The organism is Azospirillum sp. FG154, assembly GCF_057809575.1.
On sequence record NZ_JBMDKF010000005.1, the window covers coordinates 45,250 to 66,973 of the forward strand.

18 protein-coding genes are annotated in these 21,724 nt (G+C 68.2%); 7 read left to right on the forward strand and 11 right to left on the reverse strand.

Translation table 11 applies throughout. The annotated features are described in order from the left end of the window. Positions 1 to 8: 8 nt before the first annotated feature. Positions 9 to 3,752 carry a YhdP family protein gene (locus tag ACODS4_RS07475; protein ID WP_488862244.1) on the reverse strand — a complete coding sequence of 1,248 codons (3,744 nt, stop codon included), beginning with the start codon at positions 3,750 to 3,752 and terminating at the stop codon, positions 9 to 11. A gap of 102 nt (positions 3,753 to 3,854) precedes the next feature. On the opposite strand from ACODS4_RS07475, the gene ACODS4_RS07480 reads away from it, so the two are divergent. The 5 genes from ACODS4_RS07480 (at position 3,855) to ACODS4_RS07500 (ending at position 10,012) form a co-directional block, all read left to right on the forward strand. Continuing rightward, positions 3,855 to 6,914: a bifunctional [glutamine synthetase] adenylyltransferase/[glutamine synthetase]-adenylyl-L-tyrosine phosphorylase gene (locus ACODS4_RS07480; RefSeq protein ID WP_488862246.1), complete on the forward strand. Its 3,060-nt coding sequence runs from the start codon at positions 3,855 to 3,857 to the stop codon at positions 6,912 to 6,914. Beyond that, on the forward strand, positions 6,911 to 7,375 hold the full coding sequence (bcp, locus tag ACODS4_RS07485; RefSeq protein WP_488862248.1) for a thioredoxin-dependent thiol peroxidase: 465 nt from the start codon (positions 6,911 to 6,913) through the stop codon (positions 7,373 to 7,375). Before ACODS4_RS07480 ends, bcp begins: the two co-directional genes overlap by 4 nt. Positions 7,376 to 7,510: 135 nt before the next feature. Then, positions 7,511 to 8,821, forward strand: a complete 1,311-nt coding sequence (locus tag ACODS4_RS07490) for a branched-chain amino acid ABC transporter permease (protein WP_488862250.1) — start codon at positions 7,511 to 7,513, stop codon at positions 8,819 to 8,821. 118 nt (positions 8,822 to 8,939) lie between these two features. Further along, positions 8,940 to 9,290: a zinc ribbon domain-containing protein YjdM gene (locus tag ACODS4_RS07495; RefSeq protein WP_119832532.1), complete on the forward strand. Its 351-nt coding sequence runs from the start codon at positions 8,940 to 8,942 to the stop codon at positions 9,288 to 9,290. A 410-nt stretch (positions 9,291 to 9,700) separates the two neighbouring features. Next, positions 9,701 to 10,012: an EF-hand domain-containing protein gene (locus tag ACODS4_RS07500; RefSeq protein WP_488862253.1), complete on the forward strand. Its 312-nt coding sequence runs from the start codon at positions 9,701 to 9,703 to the stop codon at positions 10,010 to 10,012. A gap of 97 nt (positions 10,013 to 10,109) precedes the next feature. Here ACODS4_RS07500 and ACODS4_RS07505 read toward each other — a convergent pair whose 3' ends face one another. The 5 genes from ACODS4_RS07505 to ACODS4_RS07525 form a co-directional block, all read right to left on the reverse strand. Then, a complete protein-coding gene (locus ACODS4_RS07505; protein WP_488862255.1) occupies positions 10,110 to 10,724 on the reverse strand; it encodes an NADPH-dependent FMN reductase in 615 nt (204 codons plus the stop codon). Next, positions 10,705 to 11,298 carry a hypothetical protein gene (locus ACODS4_RS07510; protein ID WP_488862257.1) on the reverse strand — a complete coding sequence of 198 codons (594 nt, stop codon included), beginning with the start codon at positions 11,296 to 11,298 and terminating at the stop codon, positions 10,705 to 10,707. Before ACODS4_RS07510 ends, ACODS4_RS07505 begins: the two co-directional genes overlap by 20 nt. Before the next feature lie 9 nt (positions 11,299 to 11,307). Continuing rightward, positions 11,308 to 11,478 (reverse strand): hypothetical protein, encoded by a 171-nt coding sequence (locus ACODS4_RS07515; RefSeq protein WP_488862259.1) that lies wholly within the window; start codon positions 11,476 to 11,478, stop codon positions 11,308 to 11,310. A gap of 150 nt (positions 11,479 to 11,628) precedes the next feature. After that, positions 11,629 to 13,035, reverse strand: coding sequence for a 3-isopropylmalate dehydratase large subunit (gene leuC, locus ACODS4_RS07520; RefSeq protein ID WP_488862261.1), 1,407 nt, complete (start codon positions 13,033 to 13,035; stop codon positions 11,629 to 11,631). A gap of 177 nt (positions 13,036 to 13,212) precedes the next feature. After that, complete coding sequence (locus tag ACODS4_RS07525; RefSeq protein ID WP_488862262.1) at positions 13,213 to 14,640, reverse strand: MFS transporter; 1,428 nt, start codon at positions 14,638 to 14,640, stop codon at positions 13,213 to 13,215. A 189-nt stretch (positions 14,641 to 14,829) separates the two neighbouring features. Between ACODS4_RS07525 and ACODS4_RS07530 the strand changes: the two genes are divergently transcribed. Further along, positions 14,830 to 15,645 (forward strand): AraC family transcriptional regulator, encoded by an 816-nt coding sequence (locus ACODS4_RS07530; RefSeq protein WP_488862264.1) that lies wholly within the window; start codon positions 14,830 to 14,832, stop codon positions 15,643 to 15,645. A gap of 17 nt (positions 15,646 to 15,662) precedes the next feature. Here the strand turns inward: ACODS4_RS07530 and ACODS4_RS07535 are convergent, their stop codons facing one another. Beyond that, on the reverse strand, positions 15,663 to 17,096 hold the full coding sequence (locus tag ACODS4_RS07535) for an FAD-binding oxidoreductase (protein WP_488862266.1): 1,434 nt from the start codon (positions 17,094 to 17,096) through the stop codon (positions 15,663 to 15,665). An 88-nt stretch (positions 17,097 to 17,184) separates the two neighbouring features. Continuing rightward, the gene (locus tag ACODS4_RS07540; RefSeq protein ID WP_488862268.1) at positions 17,185 to 18,201 is read right to left on the reverse strand and encodes an L-threonylcarbamoyladenylate synthase; all 1,017 of its coding nucleotides are present in this window, start codon (positions 18,199 to 18,201) and stop codon (positions 17,185 to 17,187) included. Between the two features lie 128 nt (positions 18,202 to 18,329). Between ACODS4_RS07540 and parA the strand changes: the two genes are divergently transcribed. Then, positions 18,330 to 18,974, forward strand: a complete 645-nt coding sequence (gene parA, locus ACODS4_RS07545; protein ID WP_488862270.1) for a ParA family partition ATPase — start codon at positions 18,330 to 18,332, stop codon at positions 18,972 to 18,974. Between the two features lie 10 nt (positions 18,975 to 18,984). On the opposite strand, the gene truA is transcribed toward parA, so the two are convergent. The 3 genes from truA to def are packed head-to-tail and all read right to left on the reverse strand — an operon-like array spanning position 18,985 to position 21,192. After that, positions 18,985 to 19,722 carry a tRNA pseudouridine(38-40) synthase TruA gene (gene truA / locus ACODS4_RS07550; protein WP_488862272.1) on the reverse strand — a complete coding sequence of 246 codons (738 nt, stop codon included), beginning with the start codon at positions 19,720 to 19,722 and terminating at the stop codon, positions 18,985 to 18,987. Then, positions 19,722 to 20,654, reverse strand: a complete 933-nt coding sequence (gene fmt, locus ACODS4_RS07555) for a methionyl-tRNA formyltransferase (protein WP_488862274.1) — start codon at positions 20,652 to 20,654, stop codon at positions 19,722 to 19,724. The genes truA and fmt overlap by 1 nt, the downstream gene beginning before the upstream one ends. A 25-nt stretch (positions 20,655 to 20,679) precedes the next feature. Next, positions 20,680 to 21,192, reverse strand: coding sequence for a peptide deformylase (def, locus tag ACODS4_RS07560; RefSeq protein ID WP_298374334.1), 513 nt, complete (start codon positions 21,190 to 21,192; stop codon positions 20,680 to 20,682). Positions 21,193 to 21,724: the final 532 nt, after the last annotated feature.

A 21,724-nucleotide genomic window follows, 5' to 3' on the forward strand; every position in this document is an offset into this window, starting at 1 on the left:
CCTGCCATCTATCGGTCTTGCGATCCCGACGGGGGCCGCCCGGACGAAGACGGCGCGTTCGGCTTCGGGGCCGATGGCCCGCCTTCGCCCAGAAAGAACAGGTTGCGCAGGAAACCCGGCGCCAAAATGGCCAGCGGGTTGACGGTGACGTCGGGGTCGGCCAGCCGCCCGCGCACCCGCCAGGTGGCCGAGAAGATCCCCTGCCCCTCGCCGCCGCTCAGCAGATCGCCCAGCAGCGGGATTTGCCCAACCAAACGGTTCAGCCCATAGATCGGCACGATGGTCCCGCGCAGATTGGCGGTTTCACGGTCCAGATCGACATCCCCCTCCAGCGTCAGCCCCAAGGCCGAACCGGAGGTGCGCAGATCGGCCAAGCTCAGCTTTGGCCCCTGCTTGCGGAAATTGGCCGACATCCGCCCGAAATTCACCCCCTTGCCGCCTTCGAGAAATTCGGCGAAGCCCGAGGGCGAGATGGCGTTGAGCAAACGCGCCAGAACCGGCACGTCGATCAGGGTGTAGTTGAGGATCTCGGCCTGCCCCTCGATCGGCGAATCGGCGCGCGGTTCGGTGGTCCGCCCGGTGACGTGCAACCGCCCGCCGCGCACCCGGTCGTTGATGTCCATGGCGCTGAGCGCCGCGCCCAGATCGTCCGCCCGGATCGCCACGTCGAACAACCCCTTCGCGCCGGGCTTGTAGGACAACGACACCGCGCCATCCTGCCCCGCCCCGCTCCGCCCGGTGACGTCCAGAAATGTCCAGGCGGCAGCGTCGCGCCGCACGGTCCCGGCCACCTGCCGCAAACGCCGCCCGTCGCCGAACACCACCGAATTCAGCTTCAACTCCAAATCCAGCGGCGTCTTCTTGACGTCGGGCGGTTCGGGCGGCGGCGGCGGTTCGCCCGGCTCGCCCTTGCCCATCAGCTTGCGCGCGTCCAGGCTCTCGCCGCTGATGGTTCCGGCGTAGCCGACCGGCGTCGTCCCGCTTTTCGGGCGCACCGTCACATCGGCCCGCAGATCGGTCTGCCCGACCTTCAGCGACGGAACCACCACCCGCGCCACCCGACGGCCGCCGTCGGCCAACTCCACACTCGCCTGCGCCTTCAACCCCCCGGCGTCCACCGTCAGACCGCTGATCCGGGTGGGCCGGTCCTTGTTGAACTCCAGCCTCAGTTTGCTGGTTCCCGGTTGGCCCGGCGGCTTCTCCCACCCCAGTTCGGCGATGGACAGGCGGGTCTTTTCCAGATTCATCGTGGCGCCCAGCGCCAGCTTGTGGTTGCGGTCCACCGTGAACAGGATGTCGGCCCCCATCGGCCCCAACACCCGATCCTCCAGATCAACGCCATGGCTGCGCAAATCGGCGGCGTCCACGTTGCCCTTCACCGCGATGCGCGTGCGCGGCCCACGCCCGTCCGATTCAAAGGATTCCTTCCAATCGACGCTGACCGGAATCCCATCCAGCTTGGTGGTTCCCTTGATCGCCATGGACTTAAGGTCGAGCGCCAACGACAGGTCGCCGTCCGTCGCGTTCATCCCCGCCGCGACCTTTTCCACCCCGACGCCGCGCATCCGCCCAACCACGTCCAAATTCAGATCGTCAAAGGTCAGATCGGCCAGCAGGGGAAAGGCGAAATGCAACTGGGCCTCGGCGGTTCCCTGCGTGCGTTTGGGGTCCAACTCCAGCTTGCTGGGATAGCCCAGCGGCGGGGTGTCGAGCAGGGTGAGGATGGAGCGGACCGGGCCGGAAACCGGAACGCGGATGTCCATCGTCTCCTTGCCGATCTCCAACCCGCCAATCACCACCGTGCCGTCGCCGACGTCGATGTCGCCGACCCGCCCGCCCTTGGTTTGAATGTTGAATGTTTTGCCGTCGGTCGTCGCCTCCATCGCCGCGCCGGTGGCGGGCGGCAGATGGCGGAAATAGCGGACGCTGGCGTTTTCGCCGCGCAGAACCGCGCCGAAACGCGTCACGTCCGCCGCCGCCGGGTTGGCGAGCGGCACGGTCAACGCGGCGGTCGCCGTCGCCTCCGTCACCACGCCGACGGCGACATTCTGCGTCACCCACTCGCGCGCGTTGGCGCCAACCGGCTTGGGCCAATAATGGACCAAATCGTCGAGCGGCACGCCGCGCGCCGTCACCGACGTGTTGACCGAGGCGATCCCACCGCGCTCGCTCACGCTCGCCTTGCCCTCGATTCGCGGGCCGGTCGCCGCGTCGCCCAGAGCAAGCGCCAGACGGTCAATCTCCAAACGGCTGTCCGCCCCGCTGTCCGCGCCCCGCTCCCCATGCAACCGCAACTCCGCCGAAGCCACCGGCAGCGGTTGGTCGAACAGGTCGGGGCGGCGGACCAGCCCCGCTCCGGCGGTGACGGCCAGACGCCCGCGCAGCGGCTCGAAATTGTGGTCGAGCGCGACCTCCGCCTCGCCCGACAGCGGCAAGGCGACGGCGGCGAGCGGAGCCAAAGCCGGGGCCAGGGCCGCCAAACGGTCGGGCCGCAGATCGGTCAGACGCAACGTCGCGTTCAAGACCCGGTCGGGGCCATGCGCGCCATTGATCGCGACCGTCGTCGTCTGTTGGGAACCGCCAGCGTTGGGCGTCGTCAGCGTCAGCGTGCCGTTGCCGGTCCGCGTGTCGTCGCGCTCCGCCACCGCGCCTTGCGCGGACAGGCTCAGCGCGTCCTCACCCGCCAGCGACAGGGAGAGCGCGTCGAGCGTCACCGCGCGCCCGCTCAGATCCAGCGAGCCGCGCGCGCTCATCCCCGCCACGGCGTAGGGCTGCGGACGCAACGGCGCGACGGTCACGCGCCCCGCCCCGCCCTTCAGATCAAAGGCGACGCGGGTTGGTCGGAACCCGTCGTCAAGCCGGGCCTCCGTCCGCCCGCTCAGCGGAAACTCCACCGCCGCCAAGGGGGCCAGCGCCGGACCAAAGGACGCCAGCGACGCCGGGTTCAATCCGTCAAACGCGACGATCAACTCTGTGGCCGCGTCGCCATTGCGGTAGCTGCCGCTGGCGTCCACCGTCACCGGGCGGTCGCCGTCCCGCTGCGAAACGTCCAGAGTCAGCCGCGCCTTGCCTTCCGTTCCCCGCGCGTCGCGCGTCAGCACGATGTCGGCGCGCTTGGCGTGCCAGGACAGGCCCAGCATCCGGTTGACCACCGTCAGATCGGCGCCCGTCACCGACAGGCGGCGCAACGCCCCCATCGGGCGGTTGAGGTCCGGCGCGCCGCGCAGGCTGGCCAGCAGCTCCCGCATCGGGTCGGTCTGCTCCGCCTCCAGCGCGTCGGGCTGGTCCGGGTCAACGGGAGCGGGCGCCGAACGCACGTCAAACGCCAGACTGCCGTCGGCCCGCCGCAACACCGTCATGCGTGGGCGCGCCAAATCAAGCCGCGTCGGCGCCAGCTTGCCCAGAAACAGACCGGGGATGGAAAAACCAATGCCCATTTCCGGCGCGGCGGCCAACTCCGCCCCGTCGGCGTTCACCACCCGCACCCGACGCGCCCGCACATCGATCCGGCGCGGCCCGGCCCCAACCTCGCCCACCGAGTCCTCGGCCTCCAGCGACAGCACCAGCTCGCCAACCTGAGCTATGAAGCGCCCGTCGGGGTCGCTCAGCGCCTCTTCGACCATCGGAATGAAGGGGTCGAGGGCGATAGGCCCCTGCGCCAGCCGCCAGACGAACAGCCCCGCCGCCGCCGCGACGACGACGACGGCCCCGGCGGCGGTCAGCCCCAAAATCTTTGCGGTCCGCCTTATCACGCGGGCCACCGTCCAGCGGCGATGACGGCGGCGCCCCGCGACGCCCCGGCGCGAGAAAACGCCCAATTGACGCAACCCGGCAAGCCGTGCAGGTTTTTGCCCATGATTTGTGCAGGAAAGCCGACCGCCATGCCCTTCGCCACGCTCGCCGCCGCCACCTTCCCCCAGCCCTTCGACCCGGCGCAAGCCGCCTTGGGGCTGGAGCGATGGCGCCAACAGGCCGCGTCGTCCACCGATCCCGACCTGAAGGGCTGGGCCGAGGGCTTCGCCGATTCCGCGCCGGGCCGCGCCTTGATCGACGCCGTGTGCGGCAACAGCCCGTATCTCAGCCTCAACCTGTCACGCGAATTGCCCTTTGTCCGTCGGGTGGTGGAGGACGGCTTCGCCCCCACCTTCGACCGGCTGATGTCGGCGCTGGAAACGGAACAGGCGCAGGAACGTTCCATCGACCGGCTGATGGCGGCGTTGCGGATCGCCAAGCGGCGGGCGGCGCTGCTGATCGCGCTGGCCGACGTCACCGGGGCCTGGACGCTGGAGCAGGTCACGGGCGCGCTGTCGGAAACCGCCGAAACAGCCGTGCGGCTGGCCGCCGCGCATCTGCTGCGGCGGGCGGGGGAAGCGGGGACGTTGACGCTGCCGGATGCGGAGCGTCCATGGGTCGGCTCGGGCCTGATCGTTTTGGGCATGGGCAAACTTGGCGGGCGCGAACTCAACTATTCCAGCGATATCGACCTGATCGTCCTGTACGACGACGCCGTTGTGAAGACGCCCCAGCCGGACAACCTCGCGCGGACGTTCATCCGTCTCGCACGGGATCTTGTCCGCATTATGGATGAACACACCAAGGACGGCTACGTCTTCCGCACCGATCTGCGGCTGCGCCCCGATCCGGGCGCCACCCCGCTCGCCGTCTCCGTCTCGGCGGCGGAGGTCTATTACGCCAGCGTCGGCCAGAATTGGGAACGGGCGGCGATGATTAAGGCCCGCGTGGTGGCGGGCGATTTTGAGGCCGGGGCGAATTTCTTGCGCTATCTGGAACCCTTCATCTGGCGGCGCAATCTGGATTTCGCGGCGATCCAGGACATCCATTCGATCAAGCGCCAGATCAACGCCCACAAGGGCCACCGCGAGGTGACGGTCAACGGCCACGACATCAAGGTCGGGCGCGGCGGCATCCGCGAGATCGAGTTTTTCGCCCAGACCCAGCAACTGATCTTTGGCGGGCGCGACGCCCGCGTGCGCGTCGCCCCCACCCTGCGGGCCAATCAGGCGCTGTGCGACATTGGGCGGGTGCCGCAAACGGCGGTGGACGAGTTGGCGGAGGCCTACAATTTCCTGCGTCGGGTCGAACACCGCATCCAGATGATCGACGACCGCCAAACCCACCGCATCCCGGTCGAGGATGCGGGCGTCGCCCATCTCGCCACCTTTCTTGGCTACGCCGATCCCGCCGTCTTCCGCGCCGATCTGCTGGCCCGTCTGGGCCGGGTCGAGGACCGTTACGCCGAGTTGTTCGAGGAAGCGCCGTCGCTGTCCGGCCCCGGCAATCTGGTCTTCACCGGCACCGACGACGACCCCGGCACGGTGGAGACGCTGACCGGCATGGGCTATCGCGACGCCAGCCGGGTCATCGCCGTGGTGTCGTCCTGGCACCGGGGCCGCTACCGCGCCACCCGTTCGCCCCGCGCGCGCGAGCTGCTGACCGAACTCACCCCCACCTTGCTGACGGAGTTGGCCAAGACCCCGGCCCCCGACACCGCGCTGATGAATTTCGACGGCCTCCTGGAAAAATTGCCCGCCGGGGTCGGCCTGTTCTCGCTGTTCGTCGCCAACCCCTGGCTGATGGAGTTGGCCGCCGAGATTCTGGGCACCGCGCCGCAACTGGCCGCCACCCTGTCGCGCAACCCCTCGCTGCTCGACGCGGTGATCTCGCCCGATTTCTTCGACCCGTTGCCCGGCAAGGACAGCGGGCTGGCCGCCGATTACGCCCGCGTCATCAGCGCGGCCCACAATTTTGAAGACGCGCTGACCCTGTCGCGGCGCTGGACCAACGACCAGCGGTTCCGCGCCGGAACCCACATCCTGCGCGGCATCACCGACGGCGACCGCTGCGGCGCCTTCCTGGCCGACCTCGCCGACATCGTGGTTCCCGATCTGGCCACCCGCGTGGAGGCGGAGTTCGCCGCCCGCCATGGCCGGATTCCCGGCGGGGCCTGGGTGGTGGTGGCCATGGGCAAGCTGGGCAGCCGCCAATTGACCATCACGTCGGACATCGACCTGATCGTGATCTACGACGTGCAGGGCGGGGCCACGCTGTCCGACGGGGCGAAACCCCTGTCGCCGAACGAGTATTACATCAAGCTGACCCAGCGCCTGACCAACGCCATCACCGCGCCGATGGCCGACGGGCGGCTGTACGAGGTGGACATGCGGCTGCGCCCGTCGGGCAACGCCGGGCCGCTGGCCACCGCGCTCGACGCCTTCCTGAACTATCAGGCGACCGACGCCTGGACGTGGGAGCAGATGGCCCTGACCCGCGCGCGGGTGATCGGCGGCGATCCCGCCCTGGCCGAGCGGGTGGCCGCGTCCATCCGCGCCGTGCTGACCGCGCCGCGCGATCCCGACAAGCTTCTGTGGGACGTCGCCGACATGCGCCGCCGGATCGACAAGGAGTTCGGGACCAAGAATCCCTGGAACGTCAAATACGCGCGCGGCGGCCTGATCGACATCGAATTCACCGCGCAATATCTGCAACTGCGCCACGGCCATGAGCGGCCCGAGATTCTGCACATCGGCACCGCCAAGGCCCTGCGCAACGCCGCCCGCAGCGGGGCGCTGGCCCCCGAGGTGGCGACGGAGTTGGAGGCGACCCTGCGGCTGTGGCGGCGGGTGCAGGGATTCCTGCGCCTGACCACCGCCGGAGCGCTGGACCCCGAACAGATCTCCCCAACCCTGCTGGCCGGACTGGCCCGCGCCGCTTTCCCGGATCGCGATCCGGCCCAAAACTCGACTCAAAATCCGGCTGTGGTTGACTTCGCCGAACTCGACACCACAATCCGGTCCATCGCCGCCCGCGCCCATGGCCATTATGTCGCCCTGGTCGAGGAACCGGCGTCGCACATCGCCCCGCCCGCCTCTCAACAGGACCAGAAACTGCCATGAGCGTTGACGTCGGAACCACCGCCCCGGACTTCACCATGCCGACCGACGGGGGCGGCAGCGTCACCCTGTCGGCCCTGCGCGGCAAGCCGGTGGTGCTGTATTTCTACCCGAAGGACGACACGTCCGGCTGCACCTCCGAAGCCTGCGGCTTCCGCGACCAATTGCCGGATTTCTCCGCCGTGGACGCGGTGGTGATCGGCGTGTCGAAGGACAGCGTCGCCAGCCACGACAAGTTCAAGGCCAAATACGAGCTGCCCTTCGCCCTGGCGGCGGACGTTGACGGCTCCGTGTCGGACGCCTACGGCGTTTGGGTGGAAAAAAGCATGTATGGCCGCAAATACATGGGCCTGGAGCGCGCCACCTACCTGATCGACAAGGACGGCGTCGTCCGCAACGTCTGGCGCAAGGTGAAGGTGACGGGCCATGTCGCCGCCGTGCTGAAGGCGGTTCAGGCGCTGTAAAGGGTTTTGGTTGTTTGGACGCCGGGAACCGTCGCAAAACCGTTTCCCGGTTCCGTCCACAGCGGCGCAACCCGGCGCATGACAGCCGGGCGGATTGTCGGTAGGCTCAAGCGGTCGTCACAACCGGGCCGCTCCGTGCTCCGCCATCTTCTGCTGTTGCTTGCCTGTCTTCCGCTGTTGGCCGGGTGCGGCGTTGACGCCGACCAGGAATTGCTGTGCCGAAAGCTGATTCCAGCCTTTGAGGACGAGTCCTTCACCGGCGTGTCCGCGCGGATGCTGGCCGACGACCCGCGCGCCATCCGGCTGGATTACCAATCCGCCGGGGAGTCGCACTGGATCACCTGCCGATTCGCCGGAAGCTCGACCGAAGCCGGACGCACCCAATTGGCCGCCGTCGCCACCGATCGCACCGGCTGGTTGTCCGGCATCCATTATGCCATGCTGGAGCAATGGATCCGCATCAAGCCCCCGCGCAACGACGCCGCTCCGGCGGCGAGCTTCGTGCGCGGCGTCGAAACGCTGTGGACGCCGTTCCTGTTCCTGCTGCAACAGGTCATCAACGCGGCGACGGTGGCCTGCGTCTATGGGCTGCTGGCGCTGGGCTACACGCTGGTTTACGCCATCATCGGCCAGATCAATCTGGCGATGGGCGAATTGACCATGCTGGGCGCGATGATGACGGCGATGGCCGCCGCCGGGCTGGGCATGGCCGGGTTGGCGAGCTGGCCGCCCGCCTTGCTGGGGGTGCTGCTGCTGGCGATGGGCTTCACCGCCGTCCAGGGCTGGACGATGCACCGGCTGGTCTTCCGGCGGCTGCGCGGCGTGCGTTCCCACACGCCGCTCATCATCGCCGTCGGGCTGTCGGTGGCCTATCAGGAGGGGATGCGGTTGCTGCACGGCGCGCGCGACTGGTGGCCGACTCCGGCGCTGGCCGACCGCCATGATCTGATCGGCGATGGGGCCTTCACGGTGACGGCGCTGTCCTCGCAACTGGCGATCCTCGGCCTGACCGCCGGTCTGTACGCGCTGCTGTGGGGCGTCATCCAGAAAACCGCCTATGGCCGGGCGCACCGCGCCTGCGCCGACGATCTGGCGGCGGCGGAGCTGGTCGGGGTGGACGTCAACCGCACCGTCGCCGTCACCTTCGCCATCGGCGGCGGGCTGGCGGCGGCGGCGGGATCGGTCATCGCCTTTTATTACGGCGGGGTCAGCTTTTTCACCGGCTCGCTGATCGGCTTCAAGGCGCTGGCGGCGGCGGTGGTCGGCGGCATCGGATCGGTGCCCGGCGCGATGCTGGGCGGGGCGCTGCTGGGCTTGGTCGAAACCTTTTGGTCGGCCTATTTCGTCATCGCCTACAAAGACATCGTGGCCTTCGGGCTGCTGACGCTGTTCCTGATCTACCGCCCGCAAGGGCTGCTGGGTCAACCGCGCGGGCGCGGCGACTGAGGCCAGGGGACCAGGCGGCGGCGCAATACCCCCACGCGAAAGCTTGTCTTTCCTATTGGCCGGTCGCTGCATTAGGGTGCCGCTCCCCAGCGACACGGCCAGCGAGAAGGAACCCGCGATGTCCGACGATTTGAAATGCCCCCAGTGCAATTCCGAACATGTCTATCAGGACGGCAGCCTGTGGATCTGCCCGGAATGCGCCCATGAATGGAACCCGGACGCGGCGGCCAGCGCCCCCGCCGCCGATGGTTCGGAGATCCGCGACGCCAACGGCAACGTGCTGGCCGACGGCGACAGCGTGACCGTCATCAAGGATCTGAAGGTCAAAGGATCGTCGCTGGTCATCAAGGGCGGCACCAAGGTCAAGAGCATCCGCCTGACCGACGGGGCCAACGGCCACAACATTTCCTGCAAGATCGACGGCGTCGGCGCGATGGATTTGAAGTCCGAGTTCGTCAAGAAAGCCTGACGCTCGCTTCGGCCCGATTCGCAGTGATCGTTCTTCTGTCGATCATCCATGGTCGTCCCCGCTTCCGGCGGGGATGACAGCCTGTGTTTCTTGAGACGTCGGCGAGCGAGCGTCCAGCGGCACGGCGAGTCACGCTCGCAAGCGACGGCCATCCAGCGTCGTTTGCAGCGAATCCACCAAGGCGACCCGCGACAAAAAATCACATGACAAAGGTTGTATGAAATATTTGATCCGCGCAATCAAGGTCAAGGGCGGTGTTTAGTCTCCAAAACATCCCCTCTCTTACCGGGCATTCACTACGCCCGTTACCAATGGTTACAGAAAATCTCTTTGCCGACATGCTACCGTTACAGAGTGGGTGTTCAATGTCCGTGAGAGGGCAGACCATCCGCTCTCAACTGGAGGCAACCATGAAAACGATGCTGATGGCGGCTGTCGCCGCCGTTCTTCTGATGTCCGGCAGCGCCGCGTTTGCGCAGCAAGGTCAGGGGCAAGGCCCTGGATCCGGGAAGCGCGCCGCTCAGCACGCGGCCATGATGAAGGCGATGGACGCCGACGGCAACGGCAGCGTGTCGCTCGACGAATTTCTGAACGCGCCGCGCGGCAATTCCAAGCAGTCGGCGGACACGATCAAACAGCGCCGGACCGCTCATTTCAAGCAGCTTGACCGCAACGGCGATGGCGTCTTGTCGCTCGACGAATTGCCGACGAAGCGGCCGTAAACTTAGCCCATCGGTCATCACAAAGCCGGATGCGCGCGTCCTCCGCATCCGGCTTTTCCATGCGGACAACCCTCTCAAAAAGCACGGACGCCAAAACTCAGACTGCCGCCCCCCGACCCACAACAACGCCCATGGCCGCCAGAGCGCTCCGCAGCGCCGCGACGCTTTCCGCGCTGGACAAGATCGCCGCCGCTTCCTCCGGCGTTTTTCCCATCAGGGGAATGGTGACGCTGGCCTCCTCCACCAGCCGGGCCGACATCACCGTCAGCACCTCCGCCAAGGCCGCCCGCGCGTAGGATGAACGCGGCGAGGCGTGCAGCAGCGCCGTCGGCTTGTCCACAAACTCGCCGCTCGCCACCACCCAATCCAGCGCGTTCTTCAAGGCGCCCGGCACGCCATGGGCGTATTCCGGGCAGGCGATCACCACCGCGTCCGCCGCGACCAGCGCCGCCCGAAACGCCCGCACCGTCGGCAAGGCCGGGTCGCCGTCGCCATCCTCGCCGTCGTCATCCGGGTTGAAGGGCGGCAGACCGCCGACCCCGCGCCCGTCCAACCCGGCAAAGACCGTGACGGTCATGCCCTCCGGCGCAACCGCCGCCGCCGCCCGCAACAGCGCGCTGTTGGTGGACGCGGCGCGCAAACTGCCGGAGATCGCCAGAATGGTCAAAACGCCACCCCCGCGCGCGCCCACGTCAGAACGGCTCTGCGACACGAAAATACCCCTTGATGCTGTCGGCCCGACAGACCGCGACCTGAACATGGGTTTTCGCGCGAAAACCACTTCCGGGAAACAGGGGGGCGGATTCGGTGAACAGCCCGCGCACGGTGTCGAAGGCCGTTTCCCCGCCATCTTCCATGGAGGCGTGCAAGCGGCGGATCACCGCGCAATCCAGATAACGCAAAAGATGATCCTCATCCGCCCCATAAGCCTTCCTGTTCTGCGGCAGGGGGCCAAGCGACGGATCGGCGTCATGGGTGGCCGTCAGCGACTCATGCGCGCTGACCAACAGTTCCAGATTGTCACGGGCCATCAAATCCAGGCAGTCGCCAAGGTCGATGATCGCGCCAACGACCGCCGGTTCGGCAAACGCCCCTCGCGACACTTTCCATTCCGCCCATTCCCAGGCGCGGCGCGGATCGGCTTCCCAGAAATAGATTCCTGGCCCCAGCCAGTCATAATCCCGCGTGCTGGACGCCAAAACCGTTCGCCCCGCCAGAACATCTTCAGCGGTGGCGACGTCGCACCCGTGATAGCCGAGGATAAAGGCGGTGTGCAGACGGCTCATCCCGCGCGCTCAACCCTGGGACGAGGCGCTCGCGTCGCGGTAGTTGGGCGACAGCGTGCCGTCGGGCAAATAGATCCCCTCACGCACCAGCGTGGCGCGCGCGGCCTCCGGCGAGGCCGTGGCCTTCTCGGTGTAACGCGCCAGACCAGCCTTGATGCGGTCCCGCTGGCTCTTGGTCATGCCGCTTGCTCCTGATGATCCACACTGAGAGTAAATGGGAACGCCCCCGCTCGCAAGCCATGGGCGAATCCGCGCAAAAAAGCGGGCGGAACCCCGAAGGATTCCGCCCGCCGTCACAACCCAAGCGTCGCTGAAACGACCGAACCCGGCTTACGCCAGTTCGCGCACGTCAGCCAAATGGCCCGTCACCGCCGCCGCCACGGCCATGCCGGGGCTGACGAGGTGGGTGCGACCGCCACGGCCCTGACGGCCTTCAAAGTTGCGGTTGGAGGTGGACGCGCTGCGCTCGCCCGGGGCCAGACGGTCGGGGTTCATCGCCAGACACATCGAGCAACCCGGCTCGCGCCACTCGAAACCGGCCTCGACGAAAATCTTGTCCAGACCCTCTTCCTCGGCCTGCTCCTTGACCAGCCCCGAACCGGGGACGACCAGGGCGCGCACGCCCTCGGCCACCTTGCGGCCCTTGGCCAGATCGGCGGCGGCGCGCAGATCTTCAATGCGCCCGTTGGTGCAGGAGCCGATGAACACCGTGTCGACCTTGACGCTGGACAGCGGCTGGCCGGGGGTCAGGCCCATATAGGCCAGCGAGCGTTCGACGGCGGCGCGCTTGCCCTCGTCGGCGATGTCCGCCGGGTTCGGCACGGTCGCGGTGATCGGCAGCACGTCTTCCGGGCTGGTGCCCCAGGTGACTTGCGGGGCGATGTCGGCGGCGTTCAGCACGATGGTGGCGTCATAGACCGCGCCCTCGTCCGACGGCAGCGTCTTCCAATAGGCGACGGCCTGCTCGAACGCGCCCGCCTTCGGGGCCAGCGCGCGGCCCTGGACATAGGCGTAGGTCTTGTCGTCCGGGGCGATCAGACCGGCGCGCGCGCCGCCTTCGATCGCCATGTTGCAGACGGTCATGCGGCCTTCCATCGACAGATCGCGGATCGCCTGACCCGCGAATTCGATGACGTAGCCGGTGCCGCCCGCCGTGCCGATCTTGCCGATGATGGCCAGCACGATGTCCTTGGCGGTGACGCCGGGGTTCAACGAACCGTCAACCCGGACCAGCATGTTCTTGGCCGGTTTTTGCAACAACGTCTGGGTGGCGAGCACATGCTCCACCTCCGACGTGCCGATGCCGAAGGCCAGCGCGCCGAAGGCGCCGTGCGTGGCCGTGTGGCTGTCGCCGCAGACGATGGTGGCGCCGGGCAGCGTGAAGCCCTGTTCCGGCCCGACGATGTGGACGATGCCCTGGCGGACGTCGTCCATCGGGAAATAACGGATGCCGAAATCCCGCGCGTTCTTGTCCAGCGCCTCGACCTGGATCCGGCTCTCTTCCTCGACGATGCCCTTGGAGCGGTCGGTCGTGGGGACGTTGTGATCGGGAACCGCGAGAGTGGCCATCGGGCTGCGCACCGGGCGACCGGCCACGCGCAGCCCCTCGAACGCCTGCGGGCTGGTGACTTCATGCACCAGATGGCGGTCGATGTAGAGGATGCAGGTGCCGTCATCCTGGCGATGCACGACGTGGCTGTCCCAAATCTTGTCGAACAGAGTGCGCGGCTTGGACATCGGAAAAACTCTCTCTCGCGGTACGAACAGGCGCGGAACCATGGAAGGCCGCACAATAGCGTTGTGTCGCGGCGGGGACAAGCGCGGCCAAGCGTCTTTCGCCGCAAGCCTGTCCCCCGCAACATTCTGACGATCCCGTCGCCCTTTCTACGCGGCGCGGTCCTCACGCCGCCGCGCTCATTCCGGCGAGCGCCGCAGGAACAGCGAGGCCAGCGCCGCCGTCACGCAGACCGCCGCCGTAGCGAGAAAGGCGGCGTGATAGCCCGCCAGGGCGGCGGCCACGCTCCCCGCGCCCGCCGCGTCGCGCGCCACGGCCTGCGCCAGCGTCGCCAACGCCGCCACCCCGACCGCCCCGCCCAATTGACGCGCGGTGTTCAACAGGCCGGACGCCAGACCGACGTCCTTGCCGGGCACCCCGGCCAGCGCGGCTTGCGTGGCCGTCATAATCATCAAACCCAGACCGCCGCCCACCAGCAGCGTCGGCCCCAGCAGATCGGCGGCATAATCGGGAACCGCCGGAATCCGGCTGAGCCACGCCATGCCGACCGCGCCGACCAAGCCGCCAACGAACGGCAGCCGGTTGAACCCGGCGTCGCGCAAGGGACGGGACGCGATGGCGGCGACCGCCAGCGACAGGCTCATCGGCAGCATCGCCAACCCGGCGTCAAGCGCGCCATAACCGGCGATCCGCTGCAACACCACCGACAGCAGGAACATCGACGCGGTCAACGCCGCCCCCAGCCCCATCACCAGCGCGTTGCCGAACAGGATGTTGCGCAGCCGGAAGATCCCCAACCGCACCAACGGCTGCTCCACCCGCGCCTCGACGACGACGAACAGGACCAGCAGCGCCAACGCGCCCCCCAAGGCGCCGCGCACCAGCGGCGACTCCCAGCCCCAATGAACCGACTGGGTGACGCCCAGGATGAAGGATCCCAGGCACAGCGTGATCGCCAGCGCGCCGACGACGTCCAGCGCGGGCCGTTGCGCCGCCGGGGCGGGCGGCTTCAGCGACGCCGCCACGATCAGGCTGAGCAGCGCCCCGACCGGCGCGTTGACGAACATCACCCAACGCCAATCGGCGAACGCCGTCAGAACCCCGCCGATGGTGACGCCAAAGGCCGCCGCCAGCGCGCTGGACGCCGCCCACAGGGAAATCGCCGTCTCCCGCCCGGACCCGTTGGGGTGGACCGCGACGATCACCGCCAGGGTGGAGGTGGCCAACGCCGAGGCCCCCAACCCTTGAAAGGCCCGCGCCGCCAGCAACGCCGGACCGGACGCGGCGAATCCCCCGGCCAGGCTGGCCAGGGTGAACAGGACAAGGCCGGATTGCAGGATCGCCTTGCGCCCATACAGGTCGCCAGCCCGCGCGGTCAGCAGCATGAAGCCGCCCAAGGTCAGCAAATAGGCGTCGACCACCCATTGGAGTTCAACGGCGCTCAAACCCAAATCGGCCTGCATCGCGGGCAAGGCGACGTTCACGATGGCCCCGTCCATCACCACCATGAAGGAGGACAGACAGGCGACGGCGACCGCGACCCAGCGCGGACAGCCGGGATGAAGCAACGGCGAGGGAGCCGCCAAGGCGGCGGAGGATGCGGACATGCGGCGAAACTCCGAAGAATTGGGAGGATTGGACAGCGCGCCCGTCGCCCTTCGATCCGGGGCGGGCGCGTCTGACGGTCATCCTCGCCGCGACGCCGCTTGTCACGGTATCGGCATCATGACAATAAACATCGAGAAACTGCCAAACCGCCTCACGCCCACCTTGCCCCCCCTCCCTTGGTCCCCTCCATGACCGACCCGTTTCCGCCAACCGACGACGTCACCGAATGGGCCGATGGTCCGGCGCTGGTCGTCCAGTGGGGCGACGACGGCGACGCGCGCGAGTTTCGCCTGGGCACCCGCGAGTATGATTGGCACAGCCACCGGCGCGGTCAGCTCTCCTGCATCGAAAGCGGGCTGGCCCATGTCCGCACCGTGCATGGATCCTGGCTGTTGCCGCCGCACCGGGCGGGTTGGCTGCCGCCGGGCGAACCCCATCGCGTCGCCGTCAGCGGCGCGCTCAGCGGTTGGACGGTGTTGATCGCGCCGGAGGCCGCCCGCGCGCTGCCCGACCGGCCCTGCGTGGTCGGCGTCGGGGAATTGATGCGCGCCCTGGTCCGGCGGGCGGCGGGATGGGAGTTGCGGGACCGGCTGGATCCCGATCAGGAACGGCTGACGGCGGTGCTGTTCGACGAGATCCGCCGCGCCCCGCAAGAGCCGTTGCACCTGCCGATGCCGTCCGACCGCCGCCTGCTGCGCATCGTCAACGGCTTGCTCGACCATCCCGACGATGGGCGGACGCTGGAGGCGTGGGCCAAGGCGGCGGGCCTGTCGCCGCGCACCGCCCGTCGGCTGTTCCTGACGGAAACCGGCTTCACCTTCGCCCAATGGCGCCAACAGGCGCAATTGACCCACGCGCTGGAACGGCTGGCGCGCGGGGAGCCGGTGGCCGAGATCGCCGACGCGCTGGGCTACGCCACGCCCAGCGCCTTCATCGCCATGTTCAAACGCAGCTTCGGCGTTCCCCCGGCCCGCTATTTCGCCAGCCGGGGGACGCCGCCGTGATGATTACGCCGTGATGATTACGGCAGCATCTTGCCGGGGTTCAGCAGGCCGTTCGGGTCCAGAGTCGCCTTGACCGCGCGCAGCAGGTCGAACTCGACCGGCCCCTTGATCGTCGGCATCTCATCCTTCTTGAAGCGCCCGACGCCGTGTTCGGCGGAGATCGAACCGTCCAGCGCGAAGATCACCTCGTTCACCACATGGCAAATCTCGTCCCAGCGGGCCAGATAGGCGGCGCTGTCGGCCCCTTCGGGCTGGCTGAGGTTGAAGTGGATGTTGCCGTCGCCGACATGGCCGAAGGGGGTTGGGCGGATGCCGGGGCAGGCCTTGGCGACGGCGGCCTCGGCCAGTTCGATGAACTCGGCGACGCGCGACACCGGAACCGACACGTCGTTCTTGATCGAGCCGCCCTCGAACTTCTGCGCCTCGACGATGGCCTCGCGGATGAACCAAAGCTGTTTGGCCTGGGTTTCCGATTGGGCCAGCGTCGCGTCGGTCGCCAATTCGGCCTCGAACGCCTCGCCCAGCGCGGTTTCGACCGTCTCCTGGAAGGCGTCGGACTGGGTGCCCGCCGTCAGTTCGGTGATGACGTACCAGGGCGAGCGCTCGGTCAGCGGGTCGATGGTCCCGGCGACGTGCTTCAACGCGAAATCCAGGCAGCGGCGGGACATCAACTCGAACGCCGACACGGCGTCGCCCGACGCGGCGCGCAGCCGGGCCAGCAACTCCACGGCGGCGGCGGGGCTGGGCACGGCGACGAAGGCGGTGATCGACTGGCGCGGGCGCGGGAACAGCTTCAGCACGGCGGCGGTGACGATGCCCAGCGTGCCTTCGGCGCCGATGAACAGATTTTTCAGGTCATAGCCGGTGTTGTTCTTGCGCAGACGGCGCAGACCATCCCACACCCGGCCATCGGCCAACACGACCTCCAGCCCCAGCACCAGATCGCGGGTGTTGCCATAGCGCAGGACGTTGATGCCGCCCGCGTTGGTCGAAATCAACCCGCCCATCTGCGCCGTGCCTTCCGCGCCCAGGCTGAGGGGGAACAGCCGGTCCACCTCGGCGGCGGCGTTCTGCACGCTGGTCAGGACCACCCCGGCCTCGACCGTCATCGTGTAGTTCAGGGGGTCGATCTCGCGGACGCGGTTCATCCGCGACAGGCTCAGCACGATCTCGCGCCCCTCCTCATAGGGGATGGAGCCGCCGACCAGACTGGTGTTGCCGCCCTGCGGCACGATGGGGATCCCGGCGTCGGCGCAAATCCGGACGACGGCGGCGACCTCCCCGGTGTTGGCTGGACGGACCACCGCCGGGCTGTTTCCCTTGAAGCGCCCGCGCCACTCCGCAAGATAGGGGGCCATGTCCGACGCCTCGGTCAGGATGCCGGTCGGGCCGACGACGGCGCGAATCTGGTCCAGGGCGTTCTGAAGAGCGGCGGCGGAAATGCTGGTCATGGTGCGGGGTCCGGCGATGGTGAGGGGCCTCGTGGCGCTTCCCTTCTACAATCTCCCGCCCGCCATTTCCATCGACGATGGGCGCGCGTCAGGAACGCGGCGCCGCCGCACGGCGCAGGCGGTCGTTGATCGCCACGCCCAGCCCTTCGTCGGGGATCGCCATCACGGCGATGCGGGGGGCGCCGCTCTGGTCGAGTTGACGCAAGTGGCTGAACAGGTTGGCCGCCGCCTCGTTCAGGTCGCCTTGCGGGCTGAGATTCAGGCGGGCGGTTCCGCCAAAGACGAAGCGGTCGGGGCCGAAGGTCAACAGCGCCTCGTCCTCCTCCGCCGATTTGGCGTTCAGCCGCACCGCCGCGTTGGGGGCGTAGTGGCTTTCCAACTGGCCCGGCGCTTTCGGCGCGGTCGGGTCGCCCGCCGACAGACGGACCGGGCCGATCAGCCGTTCCATCTCCTCGGGCAGCACCGCGCCGGGGCGCAGGATCACCGGCTCCGGCCCGGTCAGGTCGATGACGGTGGATTCCAGCCCGACCGCGCATTTCCCCCCGGTGACGACGGCGTCCACCCGGTCGCCCAGGCTTTCCAGCACATGATGCGGCGTCGTCGGGCTGACCGCGCCGGAACGGTTGGCGCTGGGCGCGGCGATGGGCCGCCCCGCCGCCCGCAGCAGGGCTTGCGCCACCGGATGGCCCGGCACGCGGATCGCCACGCTGTCCAGACCGGCGCTGACCAGCAACGACAGCGCCGAATTGGCCGGGCGCGGCAGCACCATGGTCAGCGGGCCGGGCCAGAACTGATGCGCCAGCTCCAACGCCCGCTCGTCAAACAGCGCCCAGGATTGCGCCGCCGCCAGATCGGGAAGATGGGCGATCAGCGGGTTGAATTGCGGGCGGCCCTTGGCGGCGAAGATCGCGGCGACGGCGCGGTCGTCGGTGGCGTCGCCGCCCAGCCCGTACACCGTCTCGGTCGGAAAGGCGACCAGCTTGCCCGCGCGCAGCAGCTCGCCCGCGCGGGCGATTCCGGGCGGCGTGGTCGGCAGCAACGCCGGGCGCTTGTCGGCGACAGGAGCGGCGGCGGAGTCGGGCGTGGTGGGGGCTTGGTCGGTCACGGGGGTCTTTGTAGCGGGTGGCGACGCTGTGTCAATTCGCACGGGTTGCGCCCGCGTCATGGCAGGGCTATGACGGAAGCAGCGTTGGCGCGACGACACAACAATCAACAACAATGATGGGTGCGGGCATGACGGGCAAGGTCTTCACCGTGGCGCAGCAAAAGGGTGGCGCCGGCAAGACCACGCTGGCCGCCCATCTGGCCATCGCCTGGGCGCAGTTGGGCCATTCGGTGGCCACCGTGGACATCGACCCGCAAGGCAGCCTGACCCGCTGGCACGCCGTGCGGACGGAGGCGACCGGCGGCAAGCCCGGCTTCACCCATGTGCAGATCAACGGCTGGCGCACCCAGGCCGAGGTTGAGAAGCTGGCCCGCAGCCACGCCATCGTGGTGATCGACAGCCCCCCGCACGCCCAGACGGAGGCGCGGATCGCCGTGCGCGCCGCCGCCCTGGTCGTCGCCCCGGTGCAGCCCAGCCCGATGGATCTGTGGGCGGTCCACCCGACCATCGAATTGGCGACTCAGGAAAAGCGCCGCCTGCTGCTGGTGCTGAACCGCGTGCCGCCGCGCGCCAAAATCGCCGACGAGCTGATCGCCAAGGTCCATGAACTGGCCAACCCGCCCGCCGTCCAACTGGCCGAGGCCCAAATCGGCAACCGCACCGCCTACGCCGGAACCCTGATGAGCGGCTTTTCGGTGACGGAAGCCGCCCGCAAGTCGCAGGCGTCGGCGGAAATGCAGGCGCTGGCCGAAGAGATTTTGCGGCGGGCGTGACGCCGCCCGCTCAATAGCGCGCCGCGACGAAATACAGCCCATCGGGCGGACAGGTCGGTCCGGCCTTGCTGCGGTCGCGGGCCTCCAGCGCGGCGCGCAAATCGGCGGCGGTCCATTTGCCCGCCCCGACCAGTTCCAGCGTGCCGACCATGTTGCGCACCTGATGGTGCAGGAAGGAGCGGGCGGCGGCGTGGATCCGCACCTCCTCGCCCACCCGTTCGACGTCCAGGCGGTCGAGCGTCTTCAACGGTGATTTGGCTTGGCAGAGCGCGGCGCGAAAGCTGGTGAAGTCGTGCGCGCCGACCAGAACCTGCGCCGCCTCGTGCATCGCCTCGGCGTTCAGCGGGCGGGTGACGTGCCAGGCGCGGCCCGCGTCCAGCGCCAGCGGCGCACGCCGGTTGACGATGCGGTAGACGTAGGAACGCCCGATGGAGGTCAGCCGGGCGTGGAACTGCTCGTCCGCCGCCTCGACCTCCCGCACCGCGATGGGGGCGGGTTTCAGGTGGAAGTTCAGCGCGTCGCGCAGCTTCAGCCCGGTGAAGGGTTTTCCCAAATCAAAATGGCAGACCTGCCCCAGCGCGTGGACGCCCGCGTCGGTGCGGCCCGAGCCATGGACGCGCACCGTCTCGCCGGACAGGCGGAACACCGCCTCTTCCAAATTCTGCTGCACCGAAGGGCCGTTGTCCTGCCGTTGCCAGCCGACGAAGGGCCGACCGTCATACTCGACGGTCAGTTTCCACCGCTGCATCAGGGGGCGCCGATCACGGAGCCGACCGGCAGGGCGAAACCGCGCAGGAAGGCCGCGCCATCGACCGGGGCCTTGCCGGGCCGCTGCACGCGGGTCAAGCGCACCGCGCCATCGGCGCAGGCCACCGTAAGACGGTCGTCCAGCAACGTTCCCGGCGCCGCCATGGCCGCGCCGCCCGGCTCCGCCGCCAGAACCTTGATGCGCTCCGCCCCAATGTCGAACCAGCAGCCGGGCCAGGGGGTCAGCGCGCGGACCTGCCGCTCGACAAAGGCGGCGGGTTGGCTCCAATCGAGCCGACCATCCTCGCGCGTCAGCTTGGCGGCGTAGGTCACGCCCTCCTCGGGTTGCGGCTGCGCGGTCAGGCTGCCGTCGGCCAGACCGGCCAGCGCCGGACCGATCATCCGCGCGCCCAGCGCCGCCAAATCATCGTGCAGGCCGCTCGCCGTCGTCGCGGGCGTGATCGCCACCGCCTCTTTCGACAGCATCGCCCCGGTGTCCAGCCCGACGTCCATCTGCATGATGGTGATGCCGGTTTCCGCGTCGCCCGCCAGAATCGCCCGCTGGATCGGCGCCGCCCCGCGCCAACGCGGCAACAAGGATCCATGGACGTTGACGCAACCCAGACGCGGCGCGTCGAGGATCGCTTGCGGCAGGATCAAGCCATAGGCGGCGACCACCGCCGCGTCGGCGTTCAACCCGGCGAACTCGGCCTGCGCCTCGGCGTCGCGCAGGCTTTTGGGCGTGCGAACGGGGACGCCCTTTTCCTCGGCGAAGCGGTGGACGGGGGATTTCTGCACCTGCTGCCCCCGCCCGGCGGGGCGCGGCGGTTGGCTGTAGACGCAAACGATCTCATGCCCCGCCGCGATCAACGCGGCCAGACTGGGCACGGCGAAATCGGGCGTGCCCATGAAAACAAGACGAAGCTGGGTCATCGGGACATCGCGCGCCAGAGGGGGATCAGGCGCTCGCCTTCTGCTGCTTCTGCACCTTGCGCAGGATCATGTTGCGCTTGAGCAGCGACAGGTGATCGACGAACAGCACGCCGTTCAAATGGTCGATCTCATGCTGAAGGCAGGTCGCCAGCATGCCGTCCGCGTCAAGCTCGCGCCGTGTGTTGGTCTCGTCGAGGTAGCGGACGCGCACCGCCACCGGGCGGATGACGTCGGCGTATTGTTCGGGCACCGACAGGCACCCTTCCTCGCACGGGCCTTTGTCCTCCGACGACCAGATGATTTCCGGGTTGGCGAGGCGGATCGGGTTGCGCGGCTGGTCCTTTTCATGGACGTCGACGACGATGATCCGCTCCAGCACGCCGACCTGCGGCGCGGCCAGCCCAATGCCGTTGGCGGCGTACATGGTTTCCACCATGTCGTCCATGAACGCGGCGACGCGCGCGTCCACGGCGGCGACGGGCTTCGCCTTCTGCTTCAGGACCGGGTGAGGAGCGACGAGGATCGGAAGGACGGCCATGGGTGCTCGACAGGGAAGAAAGGGGGAAATGGCGACCAGCGCCCGCGACAAACCATCAAATTAAGTGCAGCGCGTCACTGGGTCAAGGAATCGCCCGCGCGCAAACGCGCAGGCCCGCCTTGCGACGGCGCCGCAAAGATAGCCAAACCCATCGCCTGATTGAACGTTTTCGCTTATGGTTTTCCCGCTGAACGGGAACATCCCCGCTTCGGCGCACCGGAAGGAGGTGACGCGTTTGAGAAAGTTCCTGAAATGGTTCGACCGTTTCTGGTTCAAGGTGAAGATCGAGTTGGAAGCCGGCTTCAACAAGGACCAGGATAAGTAAGAACCCAAGGGCGGGGTCGGGAAACCGGCCTCGCCTGTTCAGGGAACCGAAGGCGCGTCACCTCCTTGCCACGCAGGATAGCACGGACGTTCGGAACTTCAAGGACGACCCGATCTTTTGGGCAGACCCAACGGGCCGTCACCGACGGGAATCGGCTCCGTCAGCAAGGCGCATGGTGGTATAGACCATCATCCCATCCTGATTGAG

Excerpts from the sequence above, each read along its gene's own strand:
- ACODS4_RS07480 (WP_488862246.1), top strand. The coding sequence starts at position 3,855 with ATGATTTGTGCAGGAAAGCCGACCGCCATGCCCTTCGCCACGCTCGCC.
- bcp (WP_488862248.1), top strand. The coding sequence starts at position 6,911 with ATGAGCGTTGACGTCGGAACCACCGCCCCGGACTTCACCATGCCGACC.
- ACODS4_RS07495 (WP_119832532.1), top strand. The coding sequence starts at position 8,940 with ATGTCCGACGATTTGAAATGCCCCCAGTGCAATTCCGAACATGTCTAT.
- ACODS4_RS07500 (WP_488862253.1), top strand. The coding sequence starts at position 9,701 with ATGAAAACGATGCTGATGGCGGCTGTCGCCGCCGTTCTTCTGATGTCC.
- ACODS4_RS07510 (WP_488862257.1), bottom strand. The coding sequence starts at position 11,298 with ATGAGCCGTCTGCACACCGCCTTTATCCTCGGCTATCACGGGTGCGAC.
- ACODS4_RS07515 (WP_488862259.1), bottom strand. The coding sequence starts at position 11,478 with ATGACCAAGAGCCAGCGGGACCGCATCAAGGCTGGTCTGGCGCGTTAC.
- leuC (WP_488862261.1), bottom strand. The coding sequence starts at position 13,035 with ATGTCCAAGCCGCGCACTCTGTTCGACAAGATTTGGGACAGCCACGTC.
- ACODS4_RS07525 (WP_488862262.1), bottom strand. The coding sequence starts at position 14,640 with ATGTCCGCATCCTCCGCCGCCTTGGCGGCTCCCTCGCCGTTGCTTCAT.
- ACODS4_RS07530 (WP_488862264.1), top strand. The coding sequence starts at position 14,830 with ATGACCGACCCGTTTCCGCCAACCGACGACGTCACCGAATGGGCCGAT.
- ACODS4_RS07535 (WP_488862266.1), bottom strand. The coding sequence starts at position 17,096 with ATGACCAGCATTTCCGCCGCCGCTCTTCAGAACGCCCTGGACCAGATT.
- parA (WP_488862270.1), top strand. The coding sequence starts at position 18,330 with ATGACGGGCAAGGTCTTCACCGTGGCGCAGCAAAAGGGTGGCGCCGGC.
- truA (WP_488862272.1), bottom strand. The coding sequence starts at position 19,722 with ATGCAGCGGTGGAAACTGACCGTCGAGTATGACGGTCGGCCCTTCGTC.
- fmt (WP_488862274.1), bottom strand. The coding sequence starts at position 20,654 with ATGACCCAGCTTCGTCTTGTTTTCATGGGCACGCCCGATTTCGCCGTG.
- def (WP_298374334.1), bottom strand. The coding sequence starts at position 21,192 with ATGGCCGTCCTTCCGATCCTCGTCGCTCCTCACCCGGTCCTGAAGCAG.